14 protein-coding genes and 2 pseudogenes are annotated in these 16070 nt (G+C 60.6%); 10 read left to right on the top strand and 6 right to left on the bottom strand.

From position 1 onward, the window contains the following. The first annotated feature begins 50 nt into the window (after window positions 1-50). The 4 genes and pseudogenes from WDN46_21405 (at window position 51) to WDN46_21390 (ending at window position 3643) form a co-directional block, all read left to right on the top strand. Window positions 51-1193 carry an ATP phosphoribosyltransferase regulatory subunit gene (locus WDN46_21405; GenBank protein ID MEJ0095867.1) on the top strand — a complete coding sequence of 381 codons (1143 nt, stop codon included), beginning with the start codon at window positions 51-53 and terminating at the stop codon, window positions 1191-1193. Continuing rightward, window positions 1190-2161: an ATP phosphoribosyltransferase gene (gene hisG, locus WDN46_21400; protein MEJ0095866.1), complete on the top strand. Its 972-nt coding sequence runs from the start codon at window positions 1190-1192 to the stop codon at window positions 2159-2161. Before WDN46_21405 ends, hisG begins: the two co-directional genes overlap by 4 nt. A gap of 83 nt (window positions 2162-2244) precedes the next feature. Continuing rightward, a pseudogene (locus WDN46_21395) lies at window positions 2245-3011 on the top strand (IS5 family transposase). Window positions 3012-3091: 80 nt separating this feature from the next. Beyond that, complete coding sequence (locus tag WDN46_21390) at window positions 3092-3643, top strand: CU044_2847 family protein (protein MEJ0095865.1); 552 nt, start codon at window positions 3092-3094, stop codon at window positions 3641-3643. Here the strand turns inward: WDN46_21390 and WDN46_21385 are convergent. The 6 genes from WDN46_21385 to lysM all read right to left on the bottom strand — a co-directional run bounded on the left by WDN46_21385 (window position 3551) and on the right by lysM (window position 9361). After that, entirely contained in the window at window positions 3551-5656 is a 2106-nt protein-coding gene (locus WDN46_21385; GenBank protein ID MEJ0095864.1) for an ABC transporter ATP-binding protein/permease, read from the bottom strand. The genes WDN46_21390 and WDN46_21385 overlap by 93 nt on opposite strands. Window positions 5657-6023: 367 nt before the next feature. Beyond that, entirely contained in the window at window positions 6024-6389 is a 366-nt protein-coding gene (locus tag WDN46_21380; GenBank protein ID MEJ0095863.1) for an integration host factor subunit alpha, read from the bottom strand. Between the two features lie 184 nt (window positions 6390-6573). Then, window positions 6574-8217: a chaperonin GroEL gene (groL, locus tag WDN46_21375; protein ID MEJ0095862.1), complete on the bottom strand. Its 1644-nt coding sequence runs from the start codon at window positions 8215-8217 to the stop codon at window positions 6574-6576. A gap of 45 nt (window positions 8218-8262) precedes the next feature. After that, window positions 8263-8550, bottom strand: coding sequence for a co-chaperone GroES (gene groES / locus WDN46_21370; protein ID MEJ0095861.1), 288 nt, complete (start codon window positions 8548-8550; stop codon window positions 8263-8265). 98 nt (window positions 8551-8648) lie between these two features. Then, window positions 8649-8888, bottom strand: a complete 240-nt coding sequence (locus tag WDN46_21365) for a hypothetical protein (GenBank protein ID MEJ0095860.1) — start codon at window positions 8886-8888, stop codon at window positions 8649-8651. 23 nt (window positions 8889-8911) lie between these two features. Next, the gene (gene lysM / locus WDN46_21360) at window positions 8912-9361 is read right to left on the bottom strand and encodes a peptidoglycan-binding protein LysM (GenBank protein MEJ0095859.1); all 450 of its coding nucleotides are present in this window, start codon (window positions 9359-9361) and stop codon (window positions 8912-8914) included. Window positions 9362-9576: 215 nt separating this feature from the next. Here lysM and WDN46_21355 point away from each other — a divergent pair, with 215 nt between their 5' ends. The 6 genes and pseudogenes from WDN46_21355 to WDN46_21330 all read left to right on the top strand — a co-directional run bounded on the left by WDN46_21355 (window position 9577) and on the right by WDN46_21330 (window position 15921). Continuing rightward, entirely contained in the window at window positions 9577-10353 is a 777-nt protein-coding gene (locus tag WDN46_21355) for an SDR family oxidoreductase (GenBank protein MEJ0095858.1), read from the top strand. 139 nt (window positions 10354-10492) lie between these two features. Then, window positions 10493-10984, top strand: coding sequence for a peptide-methionine (R)-S-oxide reductase MsrB (gene msrB, locus WDN46_21350; protein ID MEJ0095857.1), 492 nt, complete (start codon window positions 10493-10495; stop codon window positions 10982-10984). Between the two features lie 19 nt (window positions 10985-11003). Further along, a complete protein-coding gene (locus WDN46_21345) occupies window positions 11004-12839 on the top strand; it encodes a cytochrome c biogenesis protein DipZ (GenBank protein ID MEJ0095856.1) in 1836 nt (611 codons plus the stop codon). Between the two features lie 176 nt (window positions 12840-13015). Beyond that, the gene (locus WDN46_21340) at window positions 13016-14341 is read left to right on the top strand and encodes a site-specific integrase (protein ID MEJ0095855.1); all 1326 of its coding nucleotides are present in this window, start codon (window positions 13016-13018) and stop codon (window positions 14339-14341) included. Between the two features lie 38 nt (window positions 14342-14379). Further along, on the top strand, window positions 14380-14625 hold the full coding sequence (locus WDN46_21335) for a hypothetical protein (GenBank protein ID MEJ0095854.1): 246 nt from the start codon (window positions 14380-14382) through the stop codon (window positions 14623-14625). Between the two features lie 126 nt (window positions 14626-14751). After that, a pseudogene (locus WDN46_21330) lies at window positions 14752-15921 on the top strand (IS3 family transposase). Window positions 15922-16070 lie beyond the last annotated feature (149 nt).

Genomic DNA, 16070 nt, shown 5'->3' with positions numbered 1-16070 from the left:
GCTGCGCTTTCGCCTGCTAAACAGCTTCTCGCTTCCTTAAAAGAAGCAAGTTGCATCATTTTGTGGGTTTCGCTTTGTCTCCGGTCGATCCTTCCAACGCCGTCGCCGCGCATTTGATCCGAGCGGGATATGCGCGGTGCGAGCCGCCGATCCTACAGCCGGCCTCGATCTTCTTCGATTCCGGCGAGGATTTGCGCGGGCAGCTTTATCTGACCAGCGATATTTCCGGCGCGGAATATTGCCTACGGCCGGAATATACAATTCCTGTTTCGCTGCATTATCTCGCCTCGAGCGCAGCCGGGGAAACCGCCGCTTTCTCCTACTGCGGCCGCGTGTTTCGCTTCGCCGCCGGACAGAGTAGCGAGTTCACACAGGCAGGAATCGAGAATTTCGGCCGGCTTGACCGCGAGGCCGCGGACGCCGAAATCTTCACCCTTGCGATCGAGGCCGCGCAAGCTGGCCACAACCTCGATCTCAGCGTGCGGATCGGCGACGCTGGGCTATTTTCGCAACTCCTCAAAGCGCTTGATCTTGCCCCGCAATGGCGTCGCCGCATTGCGAGCGGCCATACGCAAGGCAAGTCGGTAGCCGCAATCCTCAACGCGACCTTGAACGGCTCCAGCCGAGATCATTCCGGCGTGCTCGGCATGCTGGAAGGGGCCGACAAGCAAGGGGCGCGCGCGTTCGTCGAGGATCTTTTGTCGATCGCCGGCATAACTTCCGTCGGCGGCCGCACGCCGGCCGAGATCGCCGATCGTTTTCTGGAGCAGGCCGCGCTCAGGGCGGGAGCAGGCATTTCGGCCGAGAAGGTCGCGATCATCGAGCGATTCTTGAGCGTCGAGGGCAATCCTGATCAGGCCTCCACGCAATTGCGTAAGCTCGCGGCGGAAGCCAATCTCGATCTCTCGGCGATCCTCGATCGCTTTGATATGAGGCTCGGCTTTATCGCGGCTCTCGGCTTTGAAATAGCCGAACTCGGCTTTGAGGCCAGCTTCACCCGCAATCTCGATTATTACACCGGCTTCGTTTTCGAGGCGCATGATCGGGCTCGTCCGGACCAGAAGCCAGTCGCGGGCGGCGGACGCTACGACCTTCTGTTGCAGACGCTTGGCGCCGGTTGCGCCATCCCCGCCGTCGGCGCGGCCATCTGGACCGATCGCCTGCGCCCGGCAGTTGGCGGAGTTTCGGCATGAGCGAAGGGCCCTTGGTTCTTGCGGTCCCCTCGAAAGGACGGCTGCAGCAAAACGCCGCCGCCTTCTTCGCGCGGGCTGGTCTTGATATCGTGCAGAGCGGGGGGGCGCGGGACTATCGCGGCTCCGTCGCGGGCTTGAAGAATATCGAGATCGCGTTTCTCTCTGCGTCCGATATCGTGGCGCAACTCGCCAGCGGATCCGTCCATATGGGCGTTACCGGCGAGGATCTCATTCGCGAGACCTTGGTCGACGCCGACGCCAAAGTCGCATTGCTGACGCCGCTCGGATTTGGCGGCGCCAATGTCGTCGTCGCCGCGCCGCGCGCCTGGATCGACGTCAAGACCATGGCCGATCTCGAGGATGTCGCCGCAAGCTTTCGCGCAAGGCGCGGCGAGCGGATGCGCGTCGCGACGAAATACGTCAATCTGACCCGCCGTTTTTTCGCCGAGCGGCATGTCAGCGATTATCGCATCGTCGAAAGTTCGGGCGCGACCGAAGGCGCTCCCGCTGCGGGGCAGGCCGAACTCATCGTCGACATCACGACGACGGGGGCGACGCTCGCAGCCAATGCGCTAAAAATTTTGGATGATGGCGTCATTCTGCGTTCGCAAGCCAATCTTGTCGCCTCCCTCGCCGCCGATTGGAATTCCGCCGCGCGTGAAAGCGCTCGCGTCATTCTCTCGCGCATCGCCGCCGAGGAAGAAGCGCGCACCACGCGGGAGGTGTCGACCGCGCTCGCCAATCCGGGGGCGGCTTTGCTCGCGGAGGCGGAGGCGCTTTTCTCCGCTAGATTGCGGTTCCAGTCGGGCGATGGCCGGCTAACGCTAAACTGCCCGAACGATAAGGTTGCGCCGCTCGCCGATTGGCTGATCTTGCATGGCGCAGACCATGTTACAGTCGCCGCGCTCGACTATGTATTTTCGGCGGTCAATCCGCTTTACGAAAAACTGATCGGAAGACTGTCCTAGGCCGTGGTGACGAATTCGGCGTTTGGGGGATTCTCGCGAGGATCTTTCCATGATTCAAGGCTGATTTTTGGAGATCAGCCTTGATGATTCGGGATGTCGATGCGCTGCGAGACGATCAATGGGAGCGGCTTTGTGATCTTGTGCCAGGCGGAAGAGCCGGCCAGCGCGGGCCGCGCTGCGACAATCGACGCTTCGTCGACGCGCTGTTATGGATGGCCCGCTCGGGCGGCCGCTGGCGCGATCTGCCCGAACGCTTCGGCGACCATCAGGCGGTGAAACGCCGCTACTATCGCTGGATCGAGCGCGGCGCCTTGGACGGATTTCTTGAGGCATTCACCGCCGAGGCCGATCTCGAATGGCTGATGATCGACTCAACAATCGTGCGCGCCCATCAGCACGCGGCCGGCGCAAGGATCGCCAAAGGGGGGCGGATGCCCAAGGCCTGGGCCGCTCTCGCGGTGGTTTGAGCACCAAAATCCACGCCGCGACAGACGCGCTCGGCAACCCCGTTCGGCTCCTTCTCGGACCTGGGCAGCGCAACGACATCACAAAAGCGCACGCCCTGATCGAAGGCTTTGCGGCCGATGCGATCATCGCCGATAAAGGTTATGACGCCAATCACTTGCGCAAGGCTGTTCTTATGCGTGAGGCTGAGCCGGTGATCCCATCAAAATCCAATCGCCGCGCGCCGCTCCCCTACGACAAGGCGCTCTACAAGGAGCGCAATCTCGTCGAGCGTTTCTTCAATAAACTGAAGCAGTTCCGGCGCGTCGCAACCCGATACGACAAGCTCCTCGCAAACTACCGAGGCTTCGTATTGCTCGCCGCTATTGCTATCATGCTCAGGTAATTCGTCACTACTGCCTAGAGCGGAAAAATCTGCAACCCAGATCAATGTCGCCGTCGGCGACGATATGACGGAGAAACGCGATGCCAGCGCGAATGGTAGTGGATCTGTCGGATGGAAATATTCTCCTGTTCGGGGGCTTCCCCGTGCAGGACGCGCCGGACGCTGGAGTATCGGACGGTTTCACAAGGGCGACGAGCGAGACGTTCAAGGCCGCCCTCAGCTCGATCGGCGATCTTGTGAAAACGCTGGAGGCCTCGATTGAGGCCATGCCGAAACGGCCGGAAAAAATCGAAATCGAATTCGGCGCCACCCTAGCCGCGAATGCGACCTGTGGATTGTCTCGCCGGATGACTCTCCCGAGTTCAAGATCAGGCTTGCCTGGGGCAAAGGGGATTAACAGTCGCGGCGCCTTCGATGAAGCGCCGCGCGACCGCCGGATCGCCCGCCTGACGCTCGCCAATGCGGACAACGCCAATATTCCGGGACAAACTACCCGCGAAGCGGGAGATGCTTCTTTGTGGAAACATCTCTCGCGCGCTCTAAGCCGCGACGACTTTCTCCACGGGCGTGAAAACGCCGTCGCCGGAGGGCTGCATTTCGATCTGGCGCTCGTGCATCGCCCTGAGGCTTGAGCGATGGCCGATCGAAACGATGGTCGTGGTGTGCAACTGCTTGAATAGGATCTCATAGATCCGGCGTTCCAGAGCCTCGTCCATCGCCGTGGTCGCTTCATCGAGGAACAACCAATCGGGTTTGGCCAAAAGCGCGCGGGCGATCGCCAGGCGCTGTTGTTCGCCGCCGGAAAGCCGTTGGCCCCAATTGTCATCAATATGCAGCTGCCCAACCAGGTCGGGAAGGTTTGCCGCCAACAGCGCGGCGCGCACGTCCGCCTCTTCAAAGCTGCCCGGGGTGGCGGGATAGGTCACCGCCGCGAGCAGAGTGCCGATCGGAATATAGGGCTTTTGCGGCAGCAGCATTACTTTTGCATCGGTCGGCACGCTGACGGCGCCTTCGCCGAGCGGCCATATGCCGGAAATCGCCCGGAACAAGGTGGATTTTCCGGAACCCGACGGCCCTGTGAGGAGGGTCGGCTGCTGGGCGGCGAACCGCACGTTCGCATTCTTTATGATGACGCGGCCATCGGGACACCTCAGCGTCAGCGCGTTGAGGTCGATGTCCTGGCGGGCGCCGGGCGCGGCGATCGGGCGGGTTAGCTGGTTGGGAGTCGCCGCGTTCTCGATCGAGGTATCAAAGGAGATCAAACGATCGAGCACGGCTTTGAAGTCGGCGAGCGAGACGTAATAGGTCACGAAAAACGTCAAGGCTTCATTGACGCTGCCGAAAGCCCGCGCGGTCTGCGTCATAACGCCAAGGGTGATCTTGCCGGCAAAATAGAAAGGGGCCGCGACGATATAGGGGATGATCGGGCTGAGCTGACCGTAGGACGCTGTGAAGCCGATCAGATTTTTGCGGACGGCGACGATCTGGAAGTAATTGTTGATGATCGCGCCAAAGCGCGCCTTGAGCGAACCCTTCTCGGCATTTTCGCCGGAGAGCAGCGCGACTTGCTCGGCATATTCGCGCAATCTCGCCAGCGAAAAGCGGAAATCGGCTTCATAGCGTTGGCGGGCGAAGGAGAGCCTGACGAGCGAGCGCCCGATAAGATGCGTCACGAGAGTGCCGATCGCGGCGTAGATCAAGGCGACCCAGAAAAGGAAGCCCGGCACGGCGATCGTCGTATAGGGCAAGGTGAAATTGGCCGAAAGTTCCCAAAGCAGGATTGCAAAAGAGACGAGCGAGCTCAAATTCGAGATCAGCAGGATTGAGAACGTATAGATGCCGTAGCCTTCCTGGCCGCCATTGATGAAGCGGTTGACGTCCTCCGAGATGCGCTGATCCGGGTTATCGGCGACGCCGCCTTCGAGCGAAATGCGATAATGCGTGTGGCGGTCGAGCCAGCGGCTGACATAACTGTCGGTGAGCCAGCGCCTCCAGCGGATGATCAAGGTCGAGGCGACGACGAATTCAAGTATCGCGGAGGCGATATAGACAAAGGCCCAGGGCGTGAAGACGGTGAACAACTGCGACCAGAAAGCGGCCTGATCCTTGTTTTGGATCGCATTGAACCAATCGCGCGAAAAGAACGACAGCCGGACCTGCATGCCGACCTGCGCCTGATTGATGACGACGAGGAAAATGACCATCGCCACCGCGAGCTTGCGCTCGTTTACGCCAAATGAAGGGAAGGGCCAGATGCGCGCCCGGGTCAGCCCGGCCGCGTCGAAATAGCGATCGCCGATGCGGGTCATCGATCGCACGACGGGGATAAAGGAAATCCCGTAGACGAGAATGGCGAAGATTGAGACGGTCAGCGGCAGGCTTTCCGGCAGGGCGTAATCTTCGAGAGAGGCTGGCCAAAGGTCGATCTGCGCGATCAGGAAAATAACGCCGAAGACGACGGTCTCGACCGCGAATATGGCCGCGAAGATTTGCAGAAAGCTCGAGATTTTTGGACTTTGATAGGTCGTGTAGGCGCAAATCAATCCGGTCGCGGCGAGCAGCAAGACCGTCGGGTCTTCATGCTTCAGCCCAATGACTGCGGTGACGAGTGAGAAAACGGCGACGATGGCGGCGAGAAAATGCATGGCTTGCCTTATGTGTCCGGTCGCTGAACCGCGAGTGTGGAAAGCTTCGAACGGAGATTAGATAGATTTCTGCCGGCGTGAAATAAGCGGAGCATTAATTGGAACGCCGCCGGCGTCTTCCGGACTGCTTGAGGGCGGAGGACGCTTTTGCGCAGGATTGCTCGAACTTCAATCGACCTTCATCTCCTATATGCAGTTTTGACGCTATCTCATCTTAAAAGTCTGTAACTTTCCGATCCGCGCGCTTTCAGCGCATAGAAAATCTGTCGCGTTCAGGCGATTTCCTGGCGCGCTCGCCGAGCCTTGATGCCGCGAATGTGATTTATCCGGGCGATGGTCGATCGGTTCAGGGCCTGGAGAAATGCGTCTATTCACCCGTTTCCGGGTCCTCCGCGACCATGCCGTTGACGCAAGCCGCAAGGACAGGCGAGGGCTTGAAGGTAAGCACGCGGCGCGATTTGATCGGCGCCTCGACGCCAGTGCGGGGATTTCGCCCAACCCGCTCGCGTTTGCAGCGAACGGCGAAGAGGCCGAAAGAGCGAAGCTTGACGCTTTCGCCTCGGACCAGGGCGTCGGAAATTTCCTCCAGCGCCATTTCGAAAATGTCACGGGCTTGGGCGCGCGACAGCCCTGGGCAGGCAGCGTAAACAGCATCAAGAAGAGCTGCCCTCGTTGCGGTTCTCCGCATAATGGCCGGATCCGATTGCGGCACTGTTGCTCGTCGCGCCTCCATGGTTCTCCCCTCGCGATCACTCTTTGGTGATCAGCTTAGAGCATTTTCGAAGCTATTGGAAAGATAGGCGGCAAAGGTTTTGCGCAATAACGGGCATTGAGTCGCCAATGCTCCTTTCGACCATGAAAAAAAGGCCTCGGATTTCTCCGAGGCCTTCCAATATAAACGACAGAGCGGGATTTCTTTAGAAATCCATACCGCCCATGCCGCCCATTCCGCCGCCGCCCGGCATAGCCGGCGCGTCTTTCTTCGGCTGCTCGACGACGATCGCCTCGGTGGTGATGATGAGGCCAGCGACCGAGGCCGCGTCCTGCAACGCCGTGCGCACAACCTTGGTCGGATCGATAATGCCGAGCTTGACGAGATCGCCATACTCGCCGGCCTGGGCGTTATAGCCGTAAGCGTAGAGCGAGTTTTCGATCAGCTTGCCGACAATTACTGCGCCGTCGGCGCCGGAGTTGTCGACGATCTGCCGCGCCGGAGTCTGGATCGCCTTGCGGACGATGTCGACGCCGGTCTTCTGATCGGGATTGTCGACCTTGACGTTGTCGAGGGCCGGAATCGCGCGCAGCAGAGCAACGCCGCCGCCGGGAGAAATGCCTTCCTCGACAGCCGCGCGGGTCGCGTTGAGCGCGTCGTCGACGCGATCCTTCTTTTCTTTCACTTCGACTTCCGAAGCGCCACCGACGCGGATAACCGCGACGCCGCCCGCGAGCTTCGCCAGACGCTCCTGGAGCTTCTCGCGGTCATAGTCAGAGGTCGTCTCGGCAACCTGCGCCTTGATCTGGGCGATGCGACCCTCGATCTCGGACTTGGCGCCCGCGCCGTCGATGATCGTGGTCGATTCTTTGTCGATGCGGATCCGCTTGGCGCGGCCGAGCATCTGAAGCGTCACGTTTTCGAGCTTGATGCCGATTTCTTCCGAAATCAGCTGGCCGTTGGTCAGGATCGCGATGTCTTCCAGCATGGCCTTGCGGCGATCGCCGAAGCCCGGAGCCTTTACGGCCGCGACCTTGAGGCCGCCGCGCAGCTTGTTGACGACGAGGGTGGCGAGCGCTTCGCCTTCAACGTCTTCGGCGATGATGACGAGCGGCTTGCCGGCTTGCACCACGGCTTCGAGAACGGGAAGCAGCGCCTGCAGCGAGGAAAGCTTCTTCTCGTGCACGAGAATATAGGGATCCTCGAGCTCGGCGACCATCTTCTCGGCGTTGGTGATGAAGTAGGGCGAGAGATAGCCGCGATCGAACTGCATGCCTTCGACGACGTCGAGTTCGGTCTCGAGGCTCTTGGCCTCTTCAACCGTGATGACGCCTTCATTGCCGACCTTCTGCATCGCGGTCGAGATCATTTCGCCGACCGACTTGTCGCCGTTCGAGGAAATGGTGCCGACCTGGGCGACTTCCCCGTTCGAGGTGACCTTCTTCGAATTAGCCTTGAGATCGGCGACGACGGCCAACACGGCGAGATCGATGCCGCGCTTCAGATCCATCGGGTTAAGGCCCGCTGCGACGGCCTTGATGCCTTCGCGTACGATAGAGGCGGCAAGGATCGTGGCGGTGGTCGTGCCATCGCCCGCGGCGTCGTTCTGCTTGGAGGCGACTTCGCGGATCAGCTGAGCGCCGAGGTTCTCGAACTTGTCGGACAGTTCGATTTCCTTGGCGACCGTCACGCCGTCCTTGGTGATGCGCGGAGCGCCGAAGGACTTTTCGATGACGACGTTGCGGCCTTTGGGACCGAGGGTGACTTTCACCGCATTATTGAGAACGTCGATGCCGCGAAGCATACGGTCGCGGGCATCGGACGAGAAGCGGACGTCTTTGGCTGCCATGTTGCAACTCCTGAAACGATTATAAAAAGGATTAGGCTTCGGCTGCTACGCGACGATGCCCAATATGTCGCTTTCCTTCATGATGAGCAGATCTTGCCCGTCAATCTTGACTTCGGTGCCGGACCATTTGCCGAACAAAACTTTGTCGCCAGCCTTGACGTCGAGGGGCGTCAGCTTGCCGCTGTCGTCGCGGCCGCCGGGGCCAACGGCGACGATCTGGCCTTCCTGGGGCTTCTCCTTGGCGGTATCGGGAATGATGATTCCACCCTTGGTCTTTTCCTCACCTTCGAGACGTCTGACCACGACGCGGTCGTGCAAAGGACGAAAGCTCATGTCTGTTTCCTTGATAGGCCGTCGGGAGCAGCGCCTCGCCGCGCGGGGGACGCCTCCCATGGGGCGGCTGGTTTGAAAACGGCGCTCTGTTAGCAGTCTCATGCATTGAGTGCTAAGAGCGCTTCCTGAATAGGCAAGTCGCCGCCCTCTGTCAAGCGATCTGAGCCTATCAGGGTCGTTAAATGACGACACCGACAAGAAAGCGTGACTGATTGAATTTTCAAGCGCTTTGCGCCGGGAAGGCGCTGCGGCGGCGCAGGACGAGAAGCAAGGGCGCCCGCAATATAATCAAAAAGCTTACGAAAACTGAGCGATGCGATGGTTTGCGCATCGCTCAAAGGAAAGGCGTCAAAATAAATAATCAGGCGGCCAAGGGCGGAATTCTCAGCACCTGTCCCGGGTAGATTTTGTCGGGGTCGGATAGCAAAGGCTTATTGGCCTCAAAGATTGCCGCATATTTGGCGCCGTGGCCGTGGCCATATTCGGTTTCGGCGATCTTCCAAAGCGTATCGCCGGATTTGACCGTATAGAATTTGGACTCTGGCGCGGCCTTGGCCGTGGTCAGATTGTTCTGGACGGTGGAGACGCCGATGGAATTGCCGACAGCGAGGGCGATTTTTTCGGCTTCTTCAGTTGAACCGGCGGAGCCGGAAAGCACGACCTTGTCGCCCTCGACCTTGACGTCAACGTTGGAAACGTCGAGGCCATGCTTCTTCGCATGTTCTTTCAATTCCTCGGCGGGGGCGGCTTTGGCTTCCGACGCGCCGAAAATATGTGAGCCGACGGATTTGGCGAAGTTTAAAAGGCCCATGTCATATCCTCCTCTTCGTAGTGTTTTCGAAATCAGGGGTTCGAAATTTTCTTCGTAGAGCAGTCGGGACAGGACATCGGATGAAGCCGCGGCCCGATCCTTGTCCAGCCAAAACAAAACGCGACGCCGCTTTTGTCGGCTGGTCTGACGCCTTACCGGCGTCGGAAAACTACTGTTTCAATATGCAATGGTCATAACAAGGTAAGCGCAACGCTATGATCAGCGGATCAGAGTCTCGAATTTCGCCCGTGGCTCTCGTCACGGGAGCCGGCAAGCGGATCGGATTGCGAATATCCGAACATCTCGCGCGCGCCGGCTATGCCGTCGTCCTCCATTGCAGCCTGTCAGGCGGCGCGGAGGCCAAGGCCGAAGCCGCGAGGATAGCCTCAAAAGGCGGAAAAGTCGCCGCGCTAAGTCTCGACCTTGCCGATATGGCGGCGCTCCAATGCCTAATCGAAAGGTCGAGATCGATCTTTGGGCCGCTTACGCTCCTTGTCAACAACGCTGCGATTTTCAACGAGGATGAAGCCGGCGATTTCGATTATGACCAGTGGGAGCGGCATTTTGCGGTGAATCTCCGAGCGCCGGCGATCCTCTCGCGCGATTTTGTCCGCCAAGCGCCGGCGGACGCCAACGCCTCCATCGTCAATATCGTCGATCAGAGGGTTTTGCGTCCGACGCCGCAATTCTTCTCTTACAGCTTGAGCAAGGCGGCGTTGTGGACCGCGACCTTGACGATGGCGCAAGCGTTCGCGCCGCGCGGTATTCGGGTCAATGCGGTCGGGCCCGGCCCCGTGCTGCCCAATGACAGCCAGGGCGAAGTGGGATTTGCGCGAGAGGTGGAAGGACTTCCGCTCCGGCGCTCGGTCGATCTCGACGACATCGCCGAGGCGGTGCTCTATCTCGCTAAGGCGCGCAACGTGACCGGCCAGATGATCGCCGTTGACGCCGGTCAGCATCTTGCGTGGCGAACGCCCGATATTGTCGGCTAGACCATCGAGACCGGAGCGGGACCCGGCGCCGCGAACGCAGTTGCATCAGATATTCGTGACCAGCGTAACAAACTAGCGCTTTCTCTCGTATCTGCGGATAGGACATTGCTCGAGCATGTCTGATTGGGAGGTTTGCATCATGATGACAAGGCGATTTCTTCTGGCGGGCGGCGCAGTCGGCCTCGCTGCGGCGGCCGGCTCACCGTGGCTGCTTTCGGCGGCGCGGGCGGCGGAAGCCTTCGAGGTCACTCATAGCGACGAGGAATGGCGCAAGCTCCTGACGCCCGATCAATATACGGTGCTGCGGCGCGAGGGGACAGAACGCCCCTTCACCAGCGCGCTGCTTCATGAGGAACGGCGCGGCAATTTCGCCTGTGCGGGCTGCGATCTCGACCTGTTCTCCTCCGCCACAAAATTCGATAGCCACACCGGTTGGCCAAGTTTCTGGGATCCGTTGGAGAAAGCGGTCGGCTCGACGCGGGATTCCACCTTCGGGATGGTGAGGACGGCCGTCCATTGCAGCCGTTGCGGCGGCCATCTCGGCCACGTCTTCGAAGACGGTCCGAAACCGACCGGGCTTCGCTACTGCATGAACGGCGTTGCGATGACATTTAAGCCCGTAACCGCCTGAAAATAGAAAGTTTTAGGGAATGTTCCTTTTTCTGCTGGCCTATCTTGGCGGCGTTCTGACCATCGTCAGCCCTTGCATTCTGCCGGTTCTGCCTTTCGTGTTCGCCCGCGCGGATCGCCCGTTCATTCGCAGCGGGCTGCCGATGCTCGTCGGCATGGCGGCCAGCTTCGTCGTTATCGCCACATTGGCGGCTGTCGGCGGCGGCTGGGCCGTTGAAGCGAATCAATATGGCCGCCTGGCCGCGATTGCGCTTCTGGCAGTATTCGGCATCACGCTTCTGTTTCCCGAGCTTTCCGATCGGTTGATGAGGCCGCTTGTTTCGCTGGGCGCGCGGCTTTCGCAATCCGCCGACGAAGGCGCCAAGACGAACGGCTCGTCGATCGCTCCGTCGTTCCTGCTCGGCATCGCGACCGGCTTGCTTTGGGCGCCATGCGCAGGTCCGGTGTTAGGGCTTATTCTGACCGGGGCGGCTCTTCAGGGCGCAAACGTCCAGACTTCACTGCTCTTGGCCGCCTACGCGGCGGGCGCCGCCACATCGCTCGCGCTAGCTCTCCTCGTTGGCGGCCGCGTCTTTGCTGTGATGAAGCGCTCTCTTGGCGTTAGCGCATGGGTCCGGCGCGGCTTGGGCGTCGCTGTGCTTTTGGCCGTCGTCGCCATTGCGCTCGGGCTTGACACCGGCTTCCTTACGCGCGTATCTCTGGCGAGCACAGCATCCGTCGAGCAGAACTTGCTCGATAAATTTCATCCTTCGCCAAGCGCCGCCGATGGGCGCCCGTCGTCTTCCGTCGTTATGACGGGCGATTCCACCAAGATGACTGGCGATTCCATGGCGATGAACGGCAATCCGTCGATGATGATGCAGACGAAGCAGGCGCCCCAGGTCTTGGACCTGCCAGTTGAAGATGACATGCCCTCGCTCTCGGGCGCGGTCGAATGGCTGAACTCGCCTCCTCTGACGGCGGAAGGGCTGAAGGGGAAGGTCGTTCTCGTCGACTTCTGGACCTACTCCTGCATCAACTGTCTGCGCGCGATCCCTTATGTCCGAGCCTGGGCTGAAAAGTACAAGGATCAGGGACTGGTCGTGATCGGCGTGCATTCACCCGAATTCGCCTTCGAGAAGAACGTCGACAATGTGAAGAAAGCCGTCGCCGACCTTAAGATCGGCTACCCTGTGGCTATCGACAATGATTACGCGATCTGGCGCGCCTTCAGCAATCAGTATTGGCCGGCGCATTATTTCATCGACGCTCAGGGCCATATCCGCCACCATCATTTCGGCGAAGGCGAATATGACGAATCCGAGCGGGTGATCCAACAGCTTCTCGCGGAAGCCGGCAAGACCGACGTGACGGGCGCCCTGGTTAAAGTGAACGCCTCCGGCGCCGAGGCGGCTCCCGACATGAACGACGTTCAATCGTCGGAGACATATGTCGGCTATGAGAGGGCGGAAAACTTCATCTCGCCGGGAGGCGCGGTTAAAGACGCCCAGCACGTCTATGCGGCGGCGACGCCAAAGCTTAACGAATGGGGATTGTCGGGAGATTGGACGATAGGCGGGGAACATGCCGTTCTGAATGATGCAGGCGGCAGCATCTTCTTCAGGTTCCACGCCCGCGACCTGCACCTCGTGCTCGGACCGTCGCCGGACGGCAAACCGGTCCGGTTCCGCGTCACGATCGACGGCGGGGCCCCCGGCGACAGCCATGGCGCAGACGTCGATGCGGCGGGCGAGGGCGTTGTTACCGGGCAGCAGCTCTACCAACTGATCCGGCAAAGCGGCGCCATCGTCGACCGCACCTTTAAGATCGAGTTCCTCGATCCCGGCGTTGAGGCGTTCGCATTCACTTTCGGCTAATAAGGATTCGGCCCTTAACGTAGCCCAACGGAGCCGAACCTTCGCGTTGATCAACCCATTGATTCTCCTTTACTTTTCGGCACGGATAGGTTAAAAGTTAGGCTGCGTTATAACGCGGCCTATCGGCTCGGAAGCTAACCCAGAAATAGGCCGGGGTTATCTTTAAGGAGGCGATAGTGCGCGCGAAGATGCTGACGGCCCTGGTCGTCAAGAACACCCAGCCCGACCCCCTGAGGCGGCTCGAGATCCCCGACGCAGGCTGCCGAGGGCTGCTGCTCCTGGTCCACCCGAGCGGCAAGAAATCCTGGATCATGCGATTTCGGGGTTCCGACCAAAAGATGGCGAAGCTGACGCTCGGGCCGGTCGACCTCGGGCCGGGGGTGGCCGAGCCCAAGATTGGCGGACCGCTGACGCTGGCGACGGCCCGCAAGCTCGCGGCCGAAGTGCAGCACAAGCGGGCGCAGGGCCTGGACCCCGTCCGCGAGAAGCGCCAGGCGCGCGCGGCTGCCGGGTCGGCCCACACCGCGGAGGCGGCCAGCAGCTTCGGCGTCCTCGCCCGGCTCTTTATTCAGGATTATGCCCGACCGCGAAATCGGCGCTGGGAGCAGACCGCCAAGCTCCTCGGCCTGGACGCGAACCTCGCTCCGATCCCGGATGGGCTCGCCGAGCGCTGGGCCTCCAAGCCGGTCTCCGACATCACCAAGCGCGACATCATAGCGCTGCTCGACGAGTGCCGATTTAACACGTTCCCCGGCGCGATTCGGCAGAGGCCGGGGGGCATGGTCTCCGATGGCATGAGCCGGACCATGTTCGCCGTGCTCTCGACGTTCTTTAAATGGCTCGCGGGCAGCGACCTCGTGGAGCGCTCTCCGATGGCTGGTCTGTCGCGTCCCCCGGCTCCGGCATCGCGGGACAGGTTCCTCAGCGACCAAGAGATTCGGGCATTCTGGACCGCCTGCGGAGAGATCGGCGAGCCCTTCGGCCCCGCCCTGAAGCTGCTACTTTTGACGGGGCAGCGGCTAAACGAGATTGCCGGAATGCGGTGGCCGGAGATCGAAGACGACGGCGCGACGCTCCGTCTCTCGAGGGAAAGAACGAAGAAGGACCGCGCGCACTTCGTCCCTCTCGGCCCGATGGCGCGAGAGATCATTGGCTCCGTGAGCCGCAAGGCGGGGAGCCCATACGTCTTTACGTCGAACGGTCGCGTGGCGATCGCCGGCTTCGCGAACATCAAGCGGCTGCTCGACGCCTCGATGGGCGCGTCGGACTGGCGGCTGCACGATCTGCGACGGACCTTCGCCGAGAGGATGGGGAAGATCGGGGTGGCGATCCACGTCACCGAGAAGATCCTCAACCACGTCTCCGGGACCATGGGAAGCATCGTCGGGGTTTATCAGCGCTACAACTACGCAGACGAGCGGCGGGCTGCGCTGGAGGCCTACGAGGCCTATCTGCGGACCGTGCTGGAGCCGGGGCAGGCGAGGGAGAGGGCTGCGGCTTAGACGCAGAACAAATCGTGAACTTATGGGAGGTCGAACAGATGACGGACTACCGAAACGACACGGGCAGGAACCCTCGCGCCGCGACGCTGAGGCGGGGCGACTATCTCGACGATCCGCAGGCGCGCAGGATCAACAAGGCACTGCTCGCGCGGCGCAGCATGACGCTGGTCGAGATAGGCTTCGGCGAGCACGTGGTGGCGCTGATGCCGCGAAGCGACGCAATGGATGGCCCGAACGGAACTTCGCTGGCCCATTTATATGACGACCATCATCTGAAAGGATAGCACGATGAAGAAGCTCTTGTTGATCCTGATGCTCGGCGCTTCGACCTGGACACGCGCAGTGGTCTGCCCCCTGAAAAGTGATCCTCCGTGAAGTATGGGCTTATGAGCCTGATGGAGGACTGCGCAATGCCGAGGAAAAGACACAAGGCGGAAGAGATCGTCGCGAAGCTACGGCAAGTCGAAGTGCTTAGCGCGCAAGGGCGACCGGTCGCGGAGGCGATCCGCTCGATAGGGGTGACGGAAGTTACATACTATCGATGGCGGTCGGAATACGGCGGCCTGAAGGGCGATCAGGTGAAGCGGCTGAAGGAGCTGGAGGCGGAGAATACGCGGCTCCGTCGAGCGGTGTCCGATTTGACGCTTGAGAAGCTGATCCTGAAAGAGGCTGCCTCGGGAAACTTCTGAGCTCCGCGCGTCGTCGCGCCTGCGTGGAGCATGTGATCGCCGAACATGGCGTTTCCGAGCGGTTCGCTTGCCGGGTTCTCGGTCAGCATCGCTCCACGCAGCGCAAGGTTCCGACCAAGCCCGATGACGAAGCGGCATTGATCGCCGGACATCACGGCGCTCGCCATCCAGTACGGCCGCTATGGCTACCGCCGCATCACGGCGATGTTGTGGGAGCGAGGCTGGAAGGTCAACGTCAAACGGGTCGAGCGGATCTGGCGACGCGAGGGGCTGAAAGTTCCGGCCAGACAACCCAAGCGCGGGCGTCTCTGGCTCAATGACGGCTCGTGCGTCCGGCTGCGCCCGCAATGCCCCAACCACGTCTGGTCCTATGACTTCGTCGAGGACCGCACTCATGATGGCAGGAAATATCGCATGCTGAATATCATCGACGAATTTACCCGCGAATGCATCGCGATCAGGATTAACCGGAAGCTGAAGGCAGCGGACGTCATCGACGTTCTCTCGGACCTCTTCATCTTGCGAGGGGTTCCGATCCACATTCGTTCCGACAACGGCCCGGAGTTCATCGCCAAGGCGTTGCGTGACTGGATTGCCGCCGTCGGCGCGAAGACCGCCTACATCATGCCGGGCAGTCCCTGGGAGAACGGCTATTGCGAGAGCTTCAACTCGAAGCTGCGCGACGAGCTTTTGAATGGTGAAATCTTCTACACTCTCAAGGAGGCGAAGGTCGTCATTGAGCGATGGCGACGCCACTACAACACCGTGCGCCCGCACTCATCGCTGGGCTACAAGCCGCCAGCCCCGGAGACCCTGCAATGGCCGGCTTCGCAATCCGGACCAGCTTCGCCCGCCACGCCAGCAATAGCGCCAGGGCCGACAATGCACTAACATTCAAACTGGATCACCCCATGGGGGCAGGCCACTTACGCTTCCGCGAACGAGTTTGGAGAAATATTGGGTCCCATCGCCTGGGGTCGCCCTAATCGGGTTGTTCCGCTACAGACCGCCGACCTGGTCGCACACGAAATAAGCGTAGA

This window comes from Methylocella sp. (genome assembly GCA_037200525.1).
In the GTDB taxonomy this organism is placed as follows: domain Bacteria; phylum Pseudomonadota; class Alphaproteobacteria; order Rhizobiales; family Beijerinckiaceae; genus Methylocapsa.
The sequence above is the reverse complement of the archived record's forward strand: the minus strand, read 5'-3'. Positions and strand labels throughout refer to the sequence as shown.